The sequence below is a fragment of the Salinicola lusitanus genome, from assembly GCF_003206045.1.
Taxonomy (GTDB): Bacteria; Pseudomonadota; Gammaproteobacteria; order Pseudomonadales; family Halomonadaceae; genus Salinicola; species Salinicola lusitanus.
Map to the genome: position 1 here is coordinate 317,645 of NZ_PZJM01000002.1, position 18,148 is coordinate 335,792.

Below are 18,148 nucleotides of genomic sequence, written 5' to 3' on the forward strand. Positions count from 1 at the left end.
GCGGCACGCTCAGCAGGTAGATGCAGCCCAGCCACAGGAAGATGTCGTTGTAGGCGAGCACCTGGGCCTGGACGCCAAAGCGCTGGCCGAGCAGCGCCACCGCGCTGTGGTAGGGATCGGCGACATGCCCGATCAGCATCGCCTGATAATTGTCGATCTGCTGCTGGACCACGACTCGCCCCTCGTTGAGCGCGGGGATCAGCTGGTTCCAGTGATAGTCCTCGCGCCAGTCGCGCACGGTATCGAGCATCGCCAGCCCCACCGCGCCGCCGAGGTTACGCATCACGCTGAAGAGCCCGGCGGCGTTGCCCAGCTCCTGCGGCGGCAAGGTGCCGAGCGCGATGCGGGAGGCCGGGATGATGCACATGATCATGCCGATACCGCGCACGATCTGCGGCCAGAAGAACTGCCAGAACCCGGATTCGCTGGTGAGGTTGTTGTTCATCATCGTCCCGATGCCGATCAGCGTCAGGCCGAAGAACAGCAGCACGCGCAGATCGACCGAGTTGGTCAGCCGCCCCACGATGGGGGCGGTGAAGAACATCGCGACCCCGGTGACGAACATGACCTCGCCGATCTGCAGGCTCGAGTACCCCCTCACGCCGCCGAGAAACAGCGGCATCAGATAGACCAGGCCGTACATCGCGATACCGACCACGAACACGAGCCCGGTGCCGATGGAGAAATTGAGATTGCGAAAGGCGTGCAGGTCGACGATGGGAAATTCATAGGTGAACACACGCCAGAAGAAGCCGATGCAGGAGGCCACGCAGAGCAGTGTCATCCACACGATCAGCTCGCTGGCGAACCAGTCATCGCCCGGCCCCTCCTCGAGCACGAACTCGAGGCTGCCGAGAAACAGCGCGATCAGGATCAGGCCGCGAAAATCGAGACGTTTGGCGACCTCCTTGTCGCCCTTGTCGATATCGAGGAAGCGCCATGCCGCCAGGGTGACGAAGATCCCCGGAATCACGTTGGCCAGGAACAGCCAGTGCCAACTGAACAGCTCGGTGACGTACCCCCCGACGGTCGGGCCGATCGACGGCGCCATGGTCACCACCATGCCGATCACGCCCTGGACGGCGCCCATGGCGCGCCGGGGAAACAGCGAGAAGCTGATCGCCTGGGTGATCGGGATCATCGCCCCGCCCATGAAACCCTGGATGGCGCGCAATACGATCAGCTGCTCGATGCTCGAGGCGAGCGCACAGCCGAGGCTGGCCAAAGTGAAACCGGCGCAGGAGATGACGAAAGCGACCCGCGTCGAGAGCCAGCGCATCAGCACGCCGGAGAGCGGGATCATGATGATCTCGGCAACCAGGTAGGAGGTCTGGATCCAGGATATCTCGTCGCTCGAGGCCGAGACGCCGGCCTGAATCTCGTTCAGCGAGCTGGCGACGATCTGGATGTCCAGAATCGCCATGAACATGCCGAACACCGCCGCGATGAAGCCGAAGCGGTAGTGCCAGGACGGCATCTCCTGCGGGCCGGCACCGGCTGGTGCTGCCACTTCACTCATGCCACGGGCTCACAAGGGACTGTCACGATTGCGGCCCGTCGTCCAGCTCGGGGCCGGGATCGAAGTAGATCGCCTGGCCATCGACCTCGCGGGTGTCCACCGAGGGCTCGACCGAGAGGCCGGACTGCAGCCGCCACAGTTGATCCTTGGGCCCGGTGACCCGGATCTTGACCGGCACGCGCTGGACGATCTTGTTGAAGTTGCCGGTGGCGTTGTCCTGGGGCAGCAGACTGAACTGGGTGCCGGTGGCCGGCGCCACGCTGTCGACCTTGCCGGTAAACGTGATGTCCGGATAGGCATCCACCGCAATCGTTACCGGCTGACCCACCCGCATACGCTCGATCTCGGTCTCCTTGTAGTTGGCGACCACGTAGGCGCTGGCAACCGGAACCAACTGCATCAGGGTAAGCGACGGCTGGGCCAGATCGCCGGGCTCGACGGTCAGATTGCCGATGATGCCGTCGCGACGGGCAACGATGCGCGTCTTGGCCAGCTGGCTCTGGTTGTAGTCGATGTCCGCCTCGGCGGCGTCTCGATTGGCCTTGGCGCTGTCGATGGCAGCCTGGTCGGCCGACAGTCGCCGTTTGGCCGATTCGACGCTCGCCTGTCGCGCCGCCAGCGTGGCCTGGGCGACCCGCAGCGACGCCTGGTCGTCCTGCAACTGCTGGCGCGAGGCGTAGTTGTTGGCCGCCAGCGACTGCGAGCGCTCGAGATGCTGGCGCGCCTGGGCGACGTCGGACTGGGCAGCGGTCACCTGAGCCTGCGCCTCGTCGATACTGGCCTGGTCGAGCTCGACCTGGCGCTGGGCCTGGGTCACATTGGCCGAGCTGACGGCCAGTTGCGCCTGGGCCTGGGCCAACTGGCTGCGGGTATCGCGGTCGTCGAGCCGCACCAGCAGATCGCCCTGCTTCACACGCTGGTTGTCGTCCACTGCCACCTCGATCACCCGCGCGCTGATCTCCGAGCGCACCGCGACACTATCGGTGTGTATGTAGGCGTTGTCGGTCTCGATGAAAAAGCGACCGGTCTGCCACCAGTGCCACGCGAAGACGAGCGCCACCGCCAGCGCGACCAGTATCACGACTGCCGTGTAGAGTTTCTTTTTGATCTTCATGCCGAGCCTATTTTGATGCGGGAACTGCGCGCCCAACCAATGTGTAGTGTAGACTACACTATCTTCTTGAAAACGCCACCGCGTATCGAAAAAATCAAGCCTTGCCGGCACGAGGGAAAACCATGTCATCGCCACGCCCCCAAGACTCCCCCCCGACCACCGCGCGGGGCCGTCAGCGTCGGGATGCCCTGCTCGATGCGGCACAGCAGCTGTTTCTCGAGCATGGCTACGGTCAGGTCAGCGTCAACGACATCGTTGGTCGCGCCGGCGGTTCACTGTCCACCCTCTACCGCCACTTCGGTAACAAGGAAGGCCTGTTCCAGGCCATGGTCGAACGCCGCTCCCATCATATCTACGGCACCCTGACCGACGAGGGGGTCGACGAGCTGGCCATCGAGGCGGCGCTCCAGCGACTCGGCATCGACCTGCTGGTCAAGGTCATGGGTGAGGAAACCCTGGGCATCTACCGCGAAGTCGTGGCCGAGAGCCCCCGCCAGCCGCAGCTGGCCCGGCTGTTCTTCGATGGTGGCCCCGGTCGCGTCCGGCTCGCCCTGGCGGACTACTTCGAGCGTCGGGTGCAGCGGCGACTGATGCCGGCCTGCGACACCGTCGAGCTCGCCGGCATGTTCCTCGGCATGCTGCTGGGTGAATGGCATCTGATTCGCGTGCTGCAACTGAAATCGCCGCCCTCACGGGCGGCGATCGAGGAGCGGGTGACACGCTGTGTCGACCTTTTCCTGCATGGCGTCCAGGGCCTTCCGTCACGATGACGCCAACAGTGCCTCGATGGTGATCGGCAGGTCGCGATGGCGCTTGCCGGTGGCGTGGTAGATCGCGTTGGCGATCGCCGACGCCACGCCGGTCAGGCCGATCTCACCGACGCCACGACCCCCGAACTCGTTGTGCTTGAAGTCCGGGTAGTCGAGCAGCTCGACGTCGATCTCCGGCGCATCGGCGTGCGTCGGGACGATGTAGTCGGCCACGTTGGCGTTGATCAGCCGCGCATCCCGCGGGTCGTAGTCGAGCTTCTCGAGCAGGCCCATGCCGACGCCCATGACGATGCCGCCCTCGACCTGGTTGCGCGCCGTTGGCGGGTTGATCGCCCGGCCGATGTCGATCGAGGAGACCACCCGCGTCACGCGCACTCGGGAGATTTCCGGGTCGATACGGACCTCGACGAAGTGCGCGCCGAAGGAGCGGAAAGCGTACTCGCTTCGCTCGTCTCCGGGGGCGGCGCTGCCCTGACCGTTGACGCTCGACAGCTTGCTGGTCTCGAGGATCTCCTCGAAGCTCACGCGGCGCTCGCCATCGGTGAGGCCACCCGCTTGTGCGGCGAGCGAATCGGGGTCGCTGCCTTCGAATGCTCCGCCACTGCCCACTGCCACTTCCTTGATCGCATCCAGCGCGTCGCGCGCCGCCGCCGCCACGGCAGGCAGCACCGTCGCCGTCGCCATGGAGCCACCGGAGAGCGGCCCGGCCGGCAAGCTGGTCTCGCCCAGCTTGACCTCGATGCGCGAGAGCTCGGCGCCGGTGAGCTCGGCCACGGCCTGGGCGACGATGGTGTAGGTGCCGGTCCCGATGTCCTGAGTGCCGCAGGCGGCGAACAGCGAGCCGTCGGCGCGCAGCTCGACCCGCGCTTCGCACGGCTGACGTCCGGCTGACCAGGTGCAGGAAGCCATGCCGTAGCCGATGATCTCGTCACCGTCGCGCATCGAGCCGATGGCCGGGTTGCGCTGCTCCCAGCCGAAGCGCTTGGCAGCGCTGGTCAGGCACTCGTCGAGATGCTTGCTCGACCATGGCAGCCCGCTCGCCGGGTCCTGCTCGGCGTTGTTCTTCAGCCGCAGCTCCACCGGATCCATCTCGAGCGCCACCGCCAGCTCGTCCATGGCGGTCTCCAGCGCGAAGATGCCGGAGACCTCGCCCGGCGCGCGCATCGGGCACGGCGTACCGTGATTCACCTCGAGCACGCGCTGGCTGGTCGAGACGTTGTCGCAGGCGTAGAAGCTCGGCGTGGCGCTGCCGCAGGTATCGACGTACTGATGCACCAGCGAGGTCTCGGTGGTGCTGTCATGGATCACCGAGGTGAGCTTGCCGCTGCGATCGGCACCCAGGCGGATACGCTGACGCGAGGCGGGGCGATTGCCGCCGCTGGTCATGTCCTGCTGGCGCGGCAGCACGACCTTCACCGGCCGACCGATCATCCGCGCCGCCACCGCGGTGGCGACCGAGTGGGGCCACATGAACAGCTTGTTGCCGAACCCGGAGCCGATGTAGTGCGAGATGACTTCCAGATTCTCCTGGGCGAGCCCGAAGACCCGCGCCATGGCGTTGCGCTGGAAGAAGACGCCCTGGGTCGATTCGTGCACCACCAGCCGCTTGCCGGCGTCGCGCCACTCGGCGAGGGTCGCGTGCATCTCCATCTGCAGGTGGCTTTCGGCGGCGATGTGGTAGGTCGAGTCGACCTTGACCTCGGCGCCGCCGAATGCCGCTTCCGGATCGCCCCGGGTGCTGCCGGCGCTCTCCTGCAGCGTGCCTTCGGCCTCGGTCTGCAGCAGGCTGACGACGGCACCGCGCTCTTCACGATAACGGGCAACCACGCGTTGGGCCGCGGCCCGCGCCTGCTCGAAGGTCTCGGCGACGACGAGGGCGACATACTGGCCGTGGTAGTAGATGCGCTCGTCCTCGAACGGCAGGCGCACCTCGTTGACCATGTCGCCATGGGCCATGGAGTTGGGCGAGCGATGCAACGCCTCGAAGTGGCCGTGATGGAAGATGTCCACCACGCCCGGCATCGCGCGGGCGGCATCGAGGTCGAGGGACTCGAGCACGCCATTGGCGATGGTGGCCGGCACCGGGTAGCCGTAGAGCATGCCGTCGACGTGGAGTTCGCCGGTATAGCCGGCGCGGCCGGTGAGCTTGAACTCGCCGTCGATGCGCGGGGTGCGCTGGCCGACGACGCGGGGCTTGTCGAAGTCGGGTCGGGTCATGTCGTTCATGCCTGGCTCTCCTGTGTCTCGCTCGCCGGCTTGTCGCCGCGGGCCGCATTGCGCAGCGCGCGCACGATCGCCTGACGCGCCAGGGGGATCTTGTAGCCGTTGTGCTCGCGCGCCTGGGCATCCTTCAGGGCGATGTCGGCGGCGCGCTCGAAGCTCGTCTTGTCGGCGGTCTGGCCGACCAGCGCCGCCTCGGCATCGCTGCAGCGCCATGGCTTGGTGGCAACGCCGCCGAGCGCGAGGCGCGCTTCCCGAATCGTGTCGCCGTCGAGCACCAACTGGGCAGCGCAGGAGGCAAGCGCGAACTCGTAGGAAGCACGGTCACGCAGCTTGAGATAGTGCGAACCGGCGTTTTCCAGCGGCGCGTCCAGCGTGATAGCGGTGATCAGCTCACCATCGGCCAGATCATGCTCGATGTGCGGCGTGTCGCCCGGCAGGCGGTGGAAGTCGGCGAAGTCGACCTCGCGTTCACCGTCGGGCCCCTGCAGCGTCAGCGTTGCGCCGATGGCAGCGATACCGACGCACATGTCCGACGGATGCACGGCGATGCAGGCGTCGCTGCCGCCGAGCACGGCGTGCATGCGGTTGATGCCGTCCATCGCATCGCAGCCGCTGCCCGGCTCGCGCCGGTTGCACTTGGCCGCCGGGTCGCGATAGTAAGGGCAGCGAGTGCGCTGCATCACGTTGCCGGCGGTGGTCGCCATGTTGCGCAGCTGCGTCGAGGCCCCCGCCAGCAGCGCTTCGGAGAGCACCGGATAGTGCGACTTGACCTCGGGGTGGTGGGCCAGGTCGGTATTGGTGACCAACGCGCCGATCTTGAGCCGACCGTCGTTGAGCCGCTCGACCCGCTTGAGCGGCAGCGCGTTGATGTCGACCACGTTTTCCGGCTTCAGTACGTCGAGCTTGATCAGATCGAGCAGCGTGGTGCCACCGGCGACGAAGGCCGTATCGGGCATCGTCCGATGGGCGGCATGATCGACGCTATCGGCGCGGGAGTAGGCGAAGGTTCTCATGCCGCTCCCTCCTTGCGCGTGGCGTCGTAGCCCAACTGCGCGCGGGATCTCTGGATCGCCTCGACGATGTTCTTGTACGCCCCGCAGCGGCAGATATTGCCGCTCATGGCCTCTTTTACCGAGGCGTCGTCGGTGCCGATACGTTCGTCGTTGAGCAGCGCGGTGGCGGACATCATCTGGCCCGGCGTGCAGTAGCCGCACTGATAGGCGTCGCACTCGAGGAAGTTCTGCTGCACCGGGTGGAGTTCGCCGTCGCGGGCGAGCCCTTCCACCGTGGTCACCTGCTGACCTTCACACATCACGGCGAGACGCAGACACGAATTCATCGCCTGGCCGTCGACATGCACGGTGCAGGCACCACACTGGCCGTGGTCGCAGCCCTTCTTGGTGCCGCCGAGCCCGAGCTGCTCACGCAGCACGTCGAGCAGCACGGCGTTCGGCGCGACTTCGAGGGTGCGCGGCTCGCCGTTGAGCGTGAAATTGAGCGTCTGGGTACCGAGAGTCTCTGGCACCCGGGGTCGGGAATGCACGGAATCATCCATCTTGCCGGCTCCTCATCGGGGATCTAAACGGTGACGACACGGCGCGTCACTGCGCCTTGTCACCGTTCGTTGTCAGGGTGTCATCTTCGCAGGTCGAGCAAACGTAGAGCATTGTCTCGCTCTCTCGGTCACGGGCCTGAACCACAAATCGTCGCGGTACCCGCCCGTCGTCAATGGCCACCTACGGCTATGCGACGGCTCGGCCTGTCTGTCACGGAAGCTTCGGGTAGCCGATGTTGTCAGGACATCGATGCCACCCACCGACAACAGCATAGTCACGTCACCATGATCTCGCCCGGACCGTCGGCGGGAAATTTTGTCGCACCGTACCGCAACGGGTTCGACATCCGTTAAGCTCGGCGGCTAACGAGTTCACACCGGTCGACCGGATCGATGAATACGCTGTTACTGGTTCTGATTCTGCTGCTGGTCGCCTCGGCGACCGGCGTCATCACACGCTTCGTCCCCACGCTCCCGACCCCGCTGATACAGATATTGCTCGGTGCCCTGCTGGCATGGCCGGCGTCGGGGCTGCACGTCGAACTCGAGCCGGAGATATTCCTGCTGCTGTTCATTGCGCCACTGCTGTTTTCCGATGCTCGCCGCTTCCCCCAGCGCGAGTTCATGATCCTGCGCGGCCCGATCCTGGCGCTGGCATTGGGACTGGTGCTGTTCACAATGGTCGGGGTCGGCTACTTCATCCATCTCCTGTTCCCGACGCTGCCGCTGGCGATCTGCTTCGCCCTGGCGGCGATCCTCTCGCCCACCGATGCGGTGGCAGTATCGTCCATCTCCGGCCGCCTGCCGGTACCGCCACGATTGATGCGCATCCTCGAGGGGGAGTCGTTGATGAACGACGCCTCTGGCCTGGTGGCGTTCAAGTTCGCCGTCGCGGCAGCGCTGACCGGAACTTTCTCGCTGACCGACGCGGCCGGGAGCTTCCTGCTGATCTCGATCGGCGGTCTGGTGGTCGGCGGGTTGCTGGCCTTCGGTTTCAATTTCCTGCGCACGCGACTGATCGAGCGGCATCTCGGCGAGGCCACCACGGTACAGGTCATCCTGCTGGTGCTGCTGCTACCCTTCGCCGCCTATCTGCTGGCCGAGCATCTCGGCATGTCCGGCATTCTCTCGGCGGTGGCCGCCGGCATGGTGATGAATCGTGCCGACATCAAGCGCGTCGGCCAGCTCCACAGCCGCATGCAGACCCAGGCGGTGTGGGAAATGCTCGAATTCGTCCTCAACGCGCTGGTCTTCCTGCTGCTGGGATTCCAGTTGCCGGCGATCATCAGCGCCGCGCTGGATCACTCGCTGCACGACATCGGCGACTTCGAATTCCTGCGCCTGCTGGGTTACGTGGCCGCAATCTCGATCGCTCTGCTCGCTTCACGTTTCGCCTGGATCTGGCTGGCCCGGGAAGTGGGCCGCGGGCTCACCAGGCTGAGCGGCTTTCTCGGCGGACGGCCGCGGCTGCCCTCGCCGGACAGCGGTGGCCGTGTGCCGCTCAAGCTGATGCTGGCGGCAACGCTCGCCGGTATTCGCGGCACCATCACCCTGGCGGCGGCGTTGTCGCTGCCCCATGTCATGGCTGATGGCACCCCCTTTCCCGCCCGCGAGCTGCTGATTTTCCTGGCGACCGGCGTGATCCTGTTCACCCTGATCACCGGCAGCATCGGCCTGCCGCTGGTGCTGAGAAATCTCAAGATCCCGGCCGATACCCATGAGTTCGAGGAGGAGCGCAAGGCCAGAATCGCCGGCGCCGAGGCCGCCATCTATCGCATCGAACGCTACCACCACGATCGCACCGGCGAATTCGCCCGCGACAAGACCAACGACGAGACGATCATCGCCTTCAACGACATCAGTTCGCAGCTGATGAGCTATTATCGCGAGCGTCTGACCCTGCACTCGACGGAAACGTCGACGCCGCAGCTCGCCGCCCTGCGCCAGCTGGAGCGCGACACTCGCCTGGAAGCGCTGCGCGCCGAACGCCGCGAGTACTACAAGCTGCGCCAGCGCGACCGCATCAACGACAGCGTGCTGCGCAAGCTGGTCCGCGAGGTCGACCTCGCCGAAGCGGCGCTGACCGGAGACCAGGGTGCAGCGCATCACTGATCGGCACGCTGAACACGCAAGCTCGAGCGACAGTCTCGAGTGCCACTACCGAACGACATCCTCGATCCGGAGACGAGACATGCCCCGACCGTTCTTCCGCCAACTGCGCCTGGCGCTGATCACCGCCGGTCTGCTGGGTTTCACCGCCAGCGTATCGGCGCAGGCGACACCGCCGGCCGAATCCGTACAGGAGACACCCTCCGTTCCCGGCATGATCGTCGCCAAGAGCGACGCTGGCGTGCACGAAACCGCCATTCGCTTCGCCGAACAGGCGCGGACCAGCGGCATGACCGTATTCGCCCGCGTCGATCACCGTCAGGGTGCGATGTCCCGCAGCATGGCGCTGTTGCCCAACGAAGTGGTCATCTTCGGCGATCCCAAGGGCGGCACGCCGCTGATGCAGTGCGCCCCGACCGCCGGCATCGATCTGCCGATGAAAGCCCTCGTCTGGCAGGATGCCGACGGCCAGACCTGGCTCGGATACAACGACCCGGCGTGGATCGCCAAGCGCCACGGCGTCGCCGACTGCCCCGCCGTCAAACCGCTCCAGCAAGCGATGCGGAAGCTGGTCGAAGCAACGCTGCAGGAGTAATTTCGAAGGGAAAAGCCGCCGCGCCCGTCGGACATGGTTGTCTGACAGACGCGGCGGCTTTCGTTGACGCGGGAACGATCACCTCACGAAGATCCTACCCTTCGTGGCATCACGCGCTCCGTGCCTGGGGCACGTCGTCCATCAGCTTGTCGAGAGTGATCGGCAACTCGCGGATACGCTTGCCGGTAGCATGATGAACGGCATTGGCAACCGCCGCGGCCAGGCCCGTGACGCCGATCTCGCCGATGCCACGGGCGCCGTACTCGTTGAATGCCAGATCCGGGTAGTCGAGCAGGATCACGTCGATCTCCGGCTGGTCGGCGTGCACGGGAACCACGTACTCGGCGTAGTCGTTGTTGACCGGCCGGGCGTTGCGCTCGTCATATTCGGTGGCCTCGAACAGCCCCATGCCGATGCCCATGACCACGGCGCCTTCGACCTGATTGCGCGCGGTGGTCTCGTTGATCACGCGGCCGACATCGATCGCGCTGACCACGCGGGCGACGCGCAGACGCGAGATGCCCGGATCCCAGCGCACTTCGACGAAGTGGGCCCCAAAGGAGCGGTAGGAGTACTTCGAATCCGCCCCTTCGGTATGCGCCTCGCCATCGGCGCTGCCGTACCGGCCCGCCTGGAGGATGTCGGCGAAGCTCACCTGCTTGCCATCGGCGTTGCGCAAGCCGCCATCCGCGACCTCCAGATCGTCGCTGGAGGCCCCGGCAAAGGCCCCGTTGCTACCCGTGGCATAGCGCTTCATTTCATCGAGCGCGTTGCGCGCGGCTCCGGCAATCGCCGGCAGCGTGGTCGCCGTCGCCCAGGAGCCGCCGGAAACCGGTCCATCGGGGTAGGAGGAGTCGCCGAGCTTGACGGTAATGCGATCGATCGGAATGCCGGTCACGTCGCTGACCGCCTGGGCCACGATGGTATAGGTGCCGGTGCCGATATCCTGGGTGGCGCAGGAGGCAAACGCGGTGCCATCGGCGCGAATCGAGACCCGCGCGTCGCAGGCCATCTTGAGCGCTTCCCAGTTGCACGCCGCCATCCCGTAGCCAACGATCTCGCGGCCCTCTTTCATGCTGCCGACTTCCGGCTTGCGGTCGGCCCAACCGAACCGATCGGCGGCCCGCTTGGTTGCCTCGACGATATGGTTGCTCGAGAACGGCAGGTCTTTGCTCTCGTCGCGCTCGGCGTAGTTGTCGAGACGAAACTGCACCGGGTCGATACCCACGGCGTCGGCCATCTCGTCGATCGCCGACTCCAGCGCGAACAACCCGGGCGCAGCGCCCGGAGCGCGCATCGAGGTGGGCGTGCCGCGATTCACTTGGGTCGTCTCGTGGCTGACGGTGAGGTTGGGACAACGATAGAGGCTCTTGGTGACGCTTCCGCAGGTCTCGACGTACTGGTCGGTGTAGGAGGTCGTGTTGATCGACTCGTGCCGCAGCGACACCAGCTTACCGTTGCCGTCCGTCGCCAGACGCAGGCGCTGACGCGTTTCCGGCCGATGCCCGGTCGTGGTGAACATCTGCTGGCGCGGCACGACGAGTTGAACGGGACGGCCGAGTTCGCGGGAAGCTGCAGCGGTGGCGATGGCGTGCGGCCAGGTCCACAGCTTGCTGCCGAAGCCGGAGCCGATGTAGGGCGCGTGTACGGTGATCCGCTCCGGCGGAATGGCGAATATCTTGGCGAGCGCGTTTCGTGCCACCACGACCCCCTGGGAGGCATCGAAGATCGTCAGATCGCCGTTGTCCCACCACGCCGTGGAGGCGTGCATCTCCATCGGATTATGCGTTTCCACCGGCGTACGGTAGGTCGCATCGATGGTGGTCGCCGCGCCGTCGAACGCCGACGCCGCGTCACCGCGATCGTGATTGCCGCTGCCCGCCTGGGTGCCATTGGCCTCGACACCCTGATCCAGATTGGCCACGGCCTTGTCCGCCGCGTAGGTCACCTTGACCCGGCGTGCCGCCGCTCGGGCATTCTCGAAGGTGTCCGCGACGACCAGCGCCACGAACTGACCGTCGTAGTAGACGCGCTCATCCTCGAACGGCAGCCGGGTCTCTTCGACCTTGTTGCCCTGCGCGAAGCTCGACGGCGTCCGGTACAGCGACGGGAAGTGGCTGTGGTGGAAGATATCGATGACGCCCGGCATCTTGCGGGCTTCGTCGAGACTCAGTTGCGAAACCTTGCCACTGGCGATGGTGCTGAAGACGCCGTAGCCGTAGGCCAGATTGGGCGGCAGGTTGTCGGCAGCATAGTTGGCGCGGCCGGAGAGCTTGTCCGGGCCATCGATGCGCGGCACGCCTGCGCCGATGATGCTTTGCGGTTTGTCGCTCATGGTCGATTCTCCTCGCGGGCGATCAGGCGGCGGTCAGGTCGGAAAGATTGCGCACGATGGCCTGCTGGCCGAGCGGAATCTTGTAGCCGTTCTGGGAGTAGGCGATGGCATTCTCGAAAGCGAGCTTTGCGGCCTCGGCAAAGCGCTGCTCGCTCGCCGGCTTGCCCTTGAGTGCAGCCTCCACCTCCGGTGCCCGCCACGGCTTGGTGCCGACGCCACCCATCGCCACGCGGGCATCCGTAATGGTATTGCCATCCATCTGCACGATCACCGCGCTGGAGGCGAGCGCAAACTGATACGACTGGCGGTCGCGCAGCTTGAGATAGCCCGAACGGCTGCCGTCGAGCGGCGCGTCCAGCACCACATGGGTAATCAGCTCGCCCGGTTCCAGCGCATGTTCCCGTGCCGGGGTATCGCCCGGCAGCAGATGGAAGTCGGCGAAATCGATCTCGCGGACGCCTTCTGGCCCCTGTACTTCGATGGTGGCGCCGATGGCGATCATGGCGACGCACATGTCCGAGGGGTGCGTGGCGATGCAGTCATCGCTGGTGCCGAGCACTGCGTGAACGGTGCGGTTGACGCCGCCGATCGCCGCGCAGCCGCTGCCGGGCTCGCGCTTGTTGCAGTCGGAGACGCCATCGCGGAAATAGGGGCAGCGCACCCGTTGCATGACGTTGCCACCGGTAGTGGCCTTGTTGCGCAGCTGGGTCGAGGCGCCGGCCAGCAGGGCCTGCGAGAGTACGGCGTAATCCTCGACCACGCGCTCGTCACGGGCCAGCGCGGTATTGGTCACCATCGCGCCGATGCGCAGGCGGCCATCGTCCAGGCGCTCGATCTGATCGAGAGCGACACCGTTGATGTCGACGATCTTGTTCGGCTGCATGACGTCGAGCTTGACCAGGTCCAGGAGCGTCGTGCCGCCGGCGAGAAAAGAGACCTCTCGATCCGTGCCGTGAGCGGCCACCGCCTGCTGCGCGCTCTCGGCGCGAGCGTAGTCGAAATGTCTCATGCACTGCCTCCTTGCAGGGCGCCTCGAGCCGACTGGATCGCCGCCACGATGTTCTTGTAGGCGCCGCAGCGGCAGATGTTGCCGCTCATCGCCTCGCGCACGTCGGCGTCACTGGTGCCGATGGAGTCGTCCTGGAGAATTGCCACCGCGCTCATCATCTGGCCCGCCGTGCAGTAGCCGCACTGATAGGCGTCGTGCTCGAGAAACGCCTGCTGGATCGGATGCTGCTGGCCGTTCTTCTCCAGCCCTTCGACGGTCGTGACCTCGTCGCCGTCGTGGGTGACCGCCAGGCTGAGACAGGAGTTGATCGCGGTGCCGTTGACCAGGATCGTGCAGGCGCCGCACTGGCCATGATCGCAGCCCTTCTTGGTCCCGGTGAGGCCGAGACCGTGGCGCAGCGCATCGAGCAGAATCACGTTGGGGGTCACGTCCAGCTGATGACGCTGGCCGTTGACGGTCAGCGTGATGCGCTGCGAGCCCTCGGCAGGCGGGGCTTCGGTCTGGGTCTGCGGCTGGTCCGGCGACCCGGCATAGCTCACCTGGGAGAGCGCCGGCGCTGCCGCCACTGCCAAGCCGGAGATGCCCGCGGTCTGCAGGAAACGCCGGCGACCGGGGGAGCTTGGCCGTACCGAGCTGCTTTCGGGATCGTAGATGTCTACGCCCGCACTCGAACGCTGGTTGTCGTCCATGGAATCATCCTCATCAGTTTCCGCCCGTCGTTGTCATGCCCGTCGTTATCATCGTTGCTATCGGCATGTCGGGCGCGCCTCGGTGCAGGCGAGACGGCGGAGCGACCAGCGAGAGCTCGCCGGCCAGGGAGTCAGCAACCCTCCGCCGTGTCAGGCGGCGGAGGCTTACTTAACTTAGGAGAGCCGCCAGGGCGATGCAAAGCCTGGCGATTGGTTCAGGAGCATTCCGCGGCGATCGCAGAGGATTGGGCAAGAGATCGGCGCTCAGCTTTCGTCCACGGCTGCCAGCGCCACACGCAAGTGCTCCAGCAGCACCTCCCCCGCCGGCGGCAGGCTGCGGTCGGCAGCGACACAAAGCGCCAGCTGGGCGTGCAGCCGTCTGTCGCTCAGCGAACGGAACACCAGCTCGCCCTGGGCCAGTTCGCGCGCCACATCCAGCCGGTTGAGAAAGGCGATGCCGAGCCCGGCCCGCACCAGTGACTTGATCGTCAGAATGCGATTGCAAGAGGCCACCGGCGGCAGGGCATAGGGCGAGTTGGCCAGCAGCTTTTCAAGCGTCGATCCGCGGAACATCTCTCCGCTCGGCGCGACCAGCCGATAGGCGCGGCAGTCGCGCAACTTGACCGCCGCCTGCTCGGCCAGCGGATGCGTCGGCGCAACGACGACGCCGAATTCGAGATTGACGCGCTGGACGAAGCGAACCTTACGGGTCGGCGGGGGATTGATACAGATCCCGATATCGGCATCGCCGATCTGTACCTGCTCCAGGATCGACTCGGTCATGCCGGTCTCGAGCACCAGCCGCAGGGCGCGAAAGCGCTGGCTGAAGGATTCCAGCAGCGTGGGCAGCAGCTGGTCGGTGAGTGACTCCACCGTCGCCAGGCGAATCTCGGCGGTCCCGGCGCCGCGGATATTGCCCAGGATTTCCAGCAGATGGCGTTCGTCGCGCTGCCACTGGCGAGTCTGGTAGAGCAGCAGCTCCCCGGCGGCGGACAGGCGCAGCCCCCGCGGCAGCCGTTCGAACAGCGGCACGCCCAGTTCGGCCTCCAGCTTGAGAATCTGGCGATTCACGGCGGAAGCCGCCACATGCAGCCGCTCGGCGGCCTTGCGCAGGGAACCTTGCCGGGCCACCTCTTCGAAATAGCGGAGCGATGTCTGTAGCAGCTGCATGAGAATGTTCACCCTCGTCCAAATGGTTACTGTTGCCGAAAAGAGAACGGTATGCACGAAAATCAATGATGGAATCGTACATCCAAATCTCGTTAGCTTACGACCACCGCCAAGGCTCGCACCGGAGCGAAGCCGGCCAGTAACGGGTGCGAGCCGAGTCGTTCCAGACGGCGAACAAGCGCGCAAGCGGGACCCCATGCCAATAACAACCGGAAGCCCGTCATGAATGCCAGGACCGACAGCGATTCCAAAATCGTCAACGACTCGAAGTTCAACCGTGACGCCAGTTTCGACGACGTCGGGCGGGGCGGCGATCCCCGGTCCCGGGCGTCCGGCGTTGACCCCGTCGACGAACGTCTCTCGCCGGGCGCCCTGCTGCTCTATGGCCTTCAGCATCTGCTGGTCATGGCAGCAGCGCCGATCACCGCCGTGTTCCTGATCAGCCAGGCGCTGGATTTCTCGACCGAAACCGCTACGGCCCTGATGAGCGCGACCTTCCTCGCCTGCGGGGTCGGTACCCTGCTGCAAACCTTCGGCCCGTTGGGTATCGGTGCCCGGCTGCCCTTCGTCCAGGTGCCGGGCGGCGCGCCGATCGTGATCTTTCTCACCATCGCCCAGACAACCGATATTCAGACCGCCGTCGGCGCGGTGATCCTGACCGCCCTCTGCTACTTTCTCGTCCTACCCTTCTTCAGCCGGCTGCTGCGCTTCTTTCCGCCGATCGTCATCGGCACCATGCTGCTGCTGGTTGCGGTCAATCTGATCCGGATTTTCGGCAGCCTGATCATCGGCAGGCCGGGAAGCGACGACTACGCCGCGCCGCTGCAGATCCTGCTGGCGCTGGCAACGATGGGCGGCATCGTGCTGTTCGCCCGCCTGCTCTCCGGTGCCTGGCAGCGTATCTCGGTCATGCTGGGGCTGGTCGTGGGAGTCCTCGTCGCGGCGGTCGCCGGCGAGATGCACTTCATGCCGATCATGGACGGGCCACTGATCGCCCTGCCGACGCCGTTTCCCTTCGGCATGCCGCATTTCGACCTCTTCGCCTCGCTACCGCTGATCATCTTCAGCGTGATCGCCATGACCGAAGCCACGGGGCAGACCCTTGCCACCGCCGATATCGTCGGCAAGCGCGGCGATGCCCGGCTTCTGGTGCCGCGCAATATCCGCGCCGATGCGGTGGGCTCATTGCTGGGCGGTTGCCTGGGCACGTCGCTGATCATCACCAGCGGCGAGAACATCGGCATCGTCAGGACGACCGGCGTCCGCTCACGCTATGTCACCGCGGTGACCGGCACGCTGCTGATACTGCTGGCACTGTTTGCCCCGCTGGGGCGGCTGGCGGCGACGTTGCCCAATGCCGTCGTGGCCGGCACCGCCGTCATCGTGTTCGCCGTGATCGGCGTCATGGGCGTCAACCTGCTGCGCCGGGTCGACTTCGATCGCCAGGGCAATCTCTTCACCCTGGCGGCCGGGCTCGCGATGGGCCTGCTGCCGATCCTGGTGCCCGACTTCTACAGTGCCTTCCCCGCTTCGCTACAGATCGTGCTGGGCAATGGCCTGGCGATGGGCACCGTGACGGCCGTTCTGGTGAATCTGCTCTTTCACCACACCGGAGCCACCGAGCCATCTCGTGAGCGCTGAATGGAAACCTTCATGACCCCAAACGCAGACGACGCCCTGTCACCCTCGGCCCTGGCCGCCGACACGCTGCTGCTGCTCCCCGAGAAGCTGCTCATGGCAGGCGAGGTCTCGAGCGACAAGGGCGTGCTGGTCGTCGACGGGCGTTTCGCCGAGATCGACCAGGCCGCCGCGCTGATTTCTCGCCACCCGGCGCTGGAAGCGATTCCCCTGCCGGGCAAACTCCTGATGCCGGGTTTCATCGACACCCATCACCATCTGACCCAGTCGCTGGGCAAGTCGCTGGTGTTCGGCGAGCCCTCCGAGATCTTCAAGCGCGTCTGGGTGCCGCTGGAAGGCAGTCTGGACGAACGCGCGCTTCACCTCTCCGCCAAACTGGCGGCACTGGAGGCGCTGCGCGGCGGATTCACCACCGCCGTCGATGCCGGAACGCGGGCCACGGCGGCGCTGGACGTCATTGCCGCCGCGGCCCACCAGGCCGGACTCCGCTGTGTTCTCGGCGCCATCTGCAACGATCGTGGGCAGGAAGCCGAAGCCGCCGCGATTCTGCACCGGGCCGAACGCCATCTGGCGCGCTGGGAGCACGACCCGCTGATCACTCCGTCGCTGGCGATCTCGATTCCCGAAGCCGCCAGCGACACGATGCTGCACGACGTGGCCCAGCTATGCCGGGAGAGCGGTCGCATCTTTCAGACCCACGTCAACGAACACCTGCAAGCCGTCGAACGGTCGCTGGTCAGTCGCGGCGAGCGGCCCCTCGGGCATCTCGACGCGGCAGGCGCCCTGGGGCCGCAAACGCTGATCGCCCACGCCACCCTGGTCACGCCACATGAACTCAACCGGCTGAAAGACACCGATACGGCGGTCGCCTTCAACCCGGTCGCCAGCAGTTGGAAAGGCAACGCCGTGGCGCCGGCGCTGCAGATGGCCGCCCTCGGTATCCGCTTTGGCCTGGGCACGGACGGCACACGCAGCGATGCCTTCCGGCTCATGGATGCCGCCGAGACCAGCCAGCGGCTGACCGCCGGCATCGCTCACGGCGACAGTTCCTGTGGCGGCGGCTGGCTCTGGCTCGATAGCGCGACCCACCGGGCCGCCGATGCCGTCGGCCTCGGCAGCCTCACGGGCGATATTGCGCCGGGCCTGGCGGCCGACTTTCTGCTGGTGGATCTCGAGGTGCCGGAGCTCACCCCGTCATGGGATCTGCCGTGGGAACTGGTGCGCTACGGCAATCGCGATCAGATCGAGGCGGTATTCACGCAGGGGCGACTCAGGCTGTGGAAAGGATGGCCGGTCGACTGGGACGCCAGGGCCATGCTGCGGGAGATCGACGAGATCGCCGACGGCGCCGTCGCCCGCGCGCCTATCCAGCGCATTCACCCTGTCGCCAGCGAACACCGGTCCCGTTTCGGGCCTCGGTAA

Annotated in this window: 14 protein-coding genes; 5 read left to right on the forward strand and 9 right to left on the reverse strand. The window is 65.9% G+C overall.

Annotated elements, in window-relative coordinates; all coding sequences use genetic code 11:
* Both DOM45_RS03300 and DOM45_RS03305 read right to left on the reverse strand, forming a co-directional pair.
* The coding region (locus DOM45_RS03300; protein ID WP_110598081.1) for a DHA2 family efflux MFS transporter permease subunit at positions 1-1,519 on the reverse strand (1,519 nt) is incomplete at its 3' end.
* 22 nt (positions 1,520-1,541) lie between these two features.
* Positions 1,542-2,633, reverse strand: a complete 1,092-nt coding sequence (locus tag DOM45_RS03305) for an HlyD family secretion protein (RefSeq protein WP_110598082.1) — start codon at positions 2,631-2,633, stop codon at positions 1,542-1,544.
* Between the two features lie 122 nt (positions 2,634-2,755).
* Here DOM45_RS03305 and DOM45_RS03310 point away from each other — a divergent pair, with 122 nt between their 5' ends.
* Positions 2,756-3,403, forward strand: coding sequence for a TetR/AcrR family transcriptional regulator (locus DOM45_RS03310; protein WP_110598083.1), 648 nt, complete (start codon positions 2,756-2,758; stop codon positions 3,401-3,403).
* Here the strand turns inward: DOM45_RS03310 and DOM45_RS03315 are convergent.
* Genes DOM45_RS03315 through DOM45_RS03325 form a run of 3 tightly spaced genes read right to left on the reverse strand, consistent with a single transcriptional unit; the run spans position 3,395 to position 7,181 of the window.
* The gene (locus DOM45_RS03315) at positions 3,395-5,629 is read right to left on the reverse strand and encodes a xanthine dehydrogenase family protein molybdopterin-binding subunit (protein WP_240612277.1); all 2,235 of its coding nucleotides are present in this window, start codon (positions 5,627-5,629) and stop codon (positions 3,395-3,397) included. The genes DOM45_RS03310 and DOM45_RS03315 overlap by 9 nt on opposite strands.
* Positions 5,626-6,639: an FAD binding domain-containing protein gene (locus tag DOM45_RS03320; protein WP_110598084.1), complete on the reverse strand. Its 1,014-nt coding sequence runs from the start codon at positions 6,637-6,639 to the stop codon at positions 5,626-5,628. Before DOM45_RS03320 ends, DOM45_RS03315 begins: the two co-directional genes overlap by 4 nt.
* Positions 6,636-7,181, reverse strand: a complete 546-nt coding sequence (locus tag DOM45_RS03325; protein WP_110598085.1) for a (2Fe-2S)-binding protein — start codon at positions 7,179-7,181, stop codon at positions 6,636-6,638. The genes DOM45_RS03320 and DOM45_RS03325 overlap by 4 nt, the downstream gene beginning before the upstream one ends.
* Positions 7,182-7,574: 393 nt before the next feature.
* On the opposite strand from DOM45_RS03325, the gene DOM45_RS03330 reads away from it, so the two are divergent.
* On the forward strand, positions 7,575-9,293 hold the full coding sequence (locus DOM45_RS03330) for a Na+/H+ antiporter (RefSeq protein WP_110598086.1): 1,719 nt from the start codon (positions 7,575-7,577) through the stop codon (positions 9,291-9,293).
* A gap of 79 nt (positions 9,294-9,372) precedes the next feature.
* Entirely contained in the window at positions 9,373-9,885 is a 513-nt protein-coding gene (locus DOM45_RS03335; protein ID WP_205909379.1) for a DUF302 domain-containing protein, read from the forward strand.
* A 109-nt stretch (positions 9,886-9,994) separates the two neighbouring features.
* Here the strand turns inward: DOM45_RS03335 and DOM45_RS03340 are convergent, their stop codons facing one another.
* The 4 genes from DOM45_RS03340 to DOM45_RS19960 form a co-directional block, all read right to left on the reverse strand.
* The gene (locus tag DOM45_RS03340) at positions 9,995-12,220 is read right to left on the reverse strand and encodes a xanthine dehydrogenase family protein molybdopterin-binding subunit (protein WP_110598087.1); all 2,226 of its coding nucleotides are present in this window, start codon (positions 12,218-12,220) and stop codon (positions 9,995-9,997) included.
* Between the two features lie 22 nt (positions 12,221-12,242).
* Positions 12,243-13,229, reverse strand: coding sequence for an FAD binding domain-containing protein (locus DOM45_RS03345; RefSeq protein ID WP_110598088.1), 987 nt, complete (start codon positions 13,227-13,229; stop codon positions 12,243-12,245).
* A complete protein-coding gene (locus tag DOM45_RS03350) occupies positions 13,226-13,918 on the reverse strand; it encodes a 2Fe-2S iron-sulfur cluster-binding protein (protein ID WP_110598089.1) in 693 nt (230 codons plus the stop codon). The genes DOM45_RS03345 and DOM45_RS03350 overlap by 4 nt, the downstream gene beginning before the upstream one ends.
* 264 nt (positions 13,919-14,182) lie before the next feature.
* Positions 14,183-15,088, reverse strand: a complete 906-nt coding sequence (locus tag DOM45_RS19960) for a LysR family transcriptional regulator (RefSeq protein WP_162302594.1) — start codon at positions 15,086-15,088, stop codon at positions 14,183-14,185.
* A 222-nt stretch (positions 15,089-15,310) separates the two neighbouring features.
* Here DOM45_RS19960 and DOM45_RS03370 point away from each other — a divergent pair, with 222 nt between their 5' ends.
* Both DOM45_RS03370 and DOM45_RS03375 read left to right on the forward strand, forming a co-directional pair.
* Positions 15,311-16,729, forward strand: a complete 1,419-nt coding sequence (locus tag DOM45_RS03370; protein ID WP_110598092.1) for a uracil-xanthine permease family protein — start codon at positions 15,311-15,313, stop codon at positions 16,727-16,729.
* A gap of 12 nt (positions 16,730-16,741) precedes the next feature.
* Positions 16,742-18,148: an amidohydrolase family protein gene (locus DOM45_RS03375; protein WP_205909380.1), complete on the forward strand. Its 1,407-nt coding sequence runs from the start codon at positions 16,742-16,744 to the stop codon at positions 18,146-18,148.

Coding starts and splice junctions, on each gene's coding strand:
- DOM45_RS03305 (WP_110598082.1), bottom strand. CDS start 2,633: ATGAAGATCAAAAAGAAACTCTACACGGCAGTCGTGATACTGGTCGCG.
- DOM45_RS03310 (WP_110598083.1), top strand. CDS start 2,756: ATGTCATCGCCACGCCCCCAAGACTCCCCCCCGACCACCGCGCGGGGC.
- DOM45_RS03315 (WP_240612277.1), bottom strand. CDS start 5,629: ATGAACGACATGACCCGACCCGACTTCGACAAGCCCCGCGTCGTCGGC.
- DOM45_RS03320 (WP_110598084.1), bottom strand. CDS start 6,639: ATGAGAACCTTCGCCTACTCCCGCGCCGATAGCGTCGATCATGCCGCC.
- DOM45_RS03325 (WP_110598085.1), bottom strand. CDS start 7,181: ATGGATGATTCCGTGCATTCCCGACCCCGGGTGCCAGAGACTCTCGGT.
- DOM45_RS03330 (WP_110598086.1), top strand. CDS start 7,575: ATGAATACGCTGTTACTGGTTCTGATTCTGCTGCTGGTCGCCTCGGCG.
- DOM45_RS03335 (WP_205909379.1), top strand. CDS start 9,373: ATGCCCCGACCGTTCTTCCGCCAACTGCGCCTGGCGCTGATCACCGCC.
- DOM45_RS03340 (WP_110598087.1), bottom strand. CDS start 12,220: ATGAGCGACAAACCGCAAAGCATCATCGGCGCAGGCGTGCCGCGCATC.
- DOM45_RS03345 (WP_110598088.1), bottom strand. CDS start 13,229: ATGAGACATTTCGACTACGCTCGCGCCGAGAGCGCGCAGCAGGCGGTG.
- DOM45_RS03350 (WP_110598089.1), bottom strand. CDS start 13,918: ATGGACGACAACCAGCGTTCGAGTGCGGGCGTAGACATCTACGATCCC.
- DOM45_RS19960 (WP_162302594.1), bottom strand. CDS start 15,088: ATGCAGCTGCTACAGACATCGCTCCGCTATTTCGAAGAGGTGGCCCGG.
- DOM45_RS03370 (WP_110598092.1), top strand. CDS start 15,311: ATGAATGCCAGGACCGACAGCGATTCCAAAATCGTCAACGACTCGAAG.
- DOM45_RS03375 (WP_205909380.1), top strand. CDS start 16,742: ATGACCCCAAACGCAGACGACGCCCTGTCACCCTCGGCCCTGGCCGCC.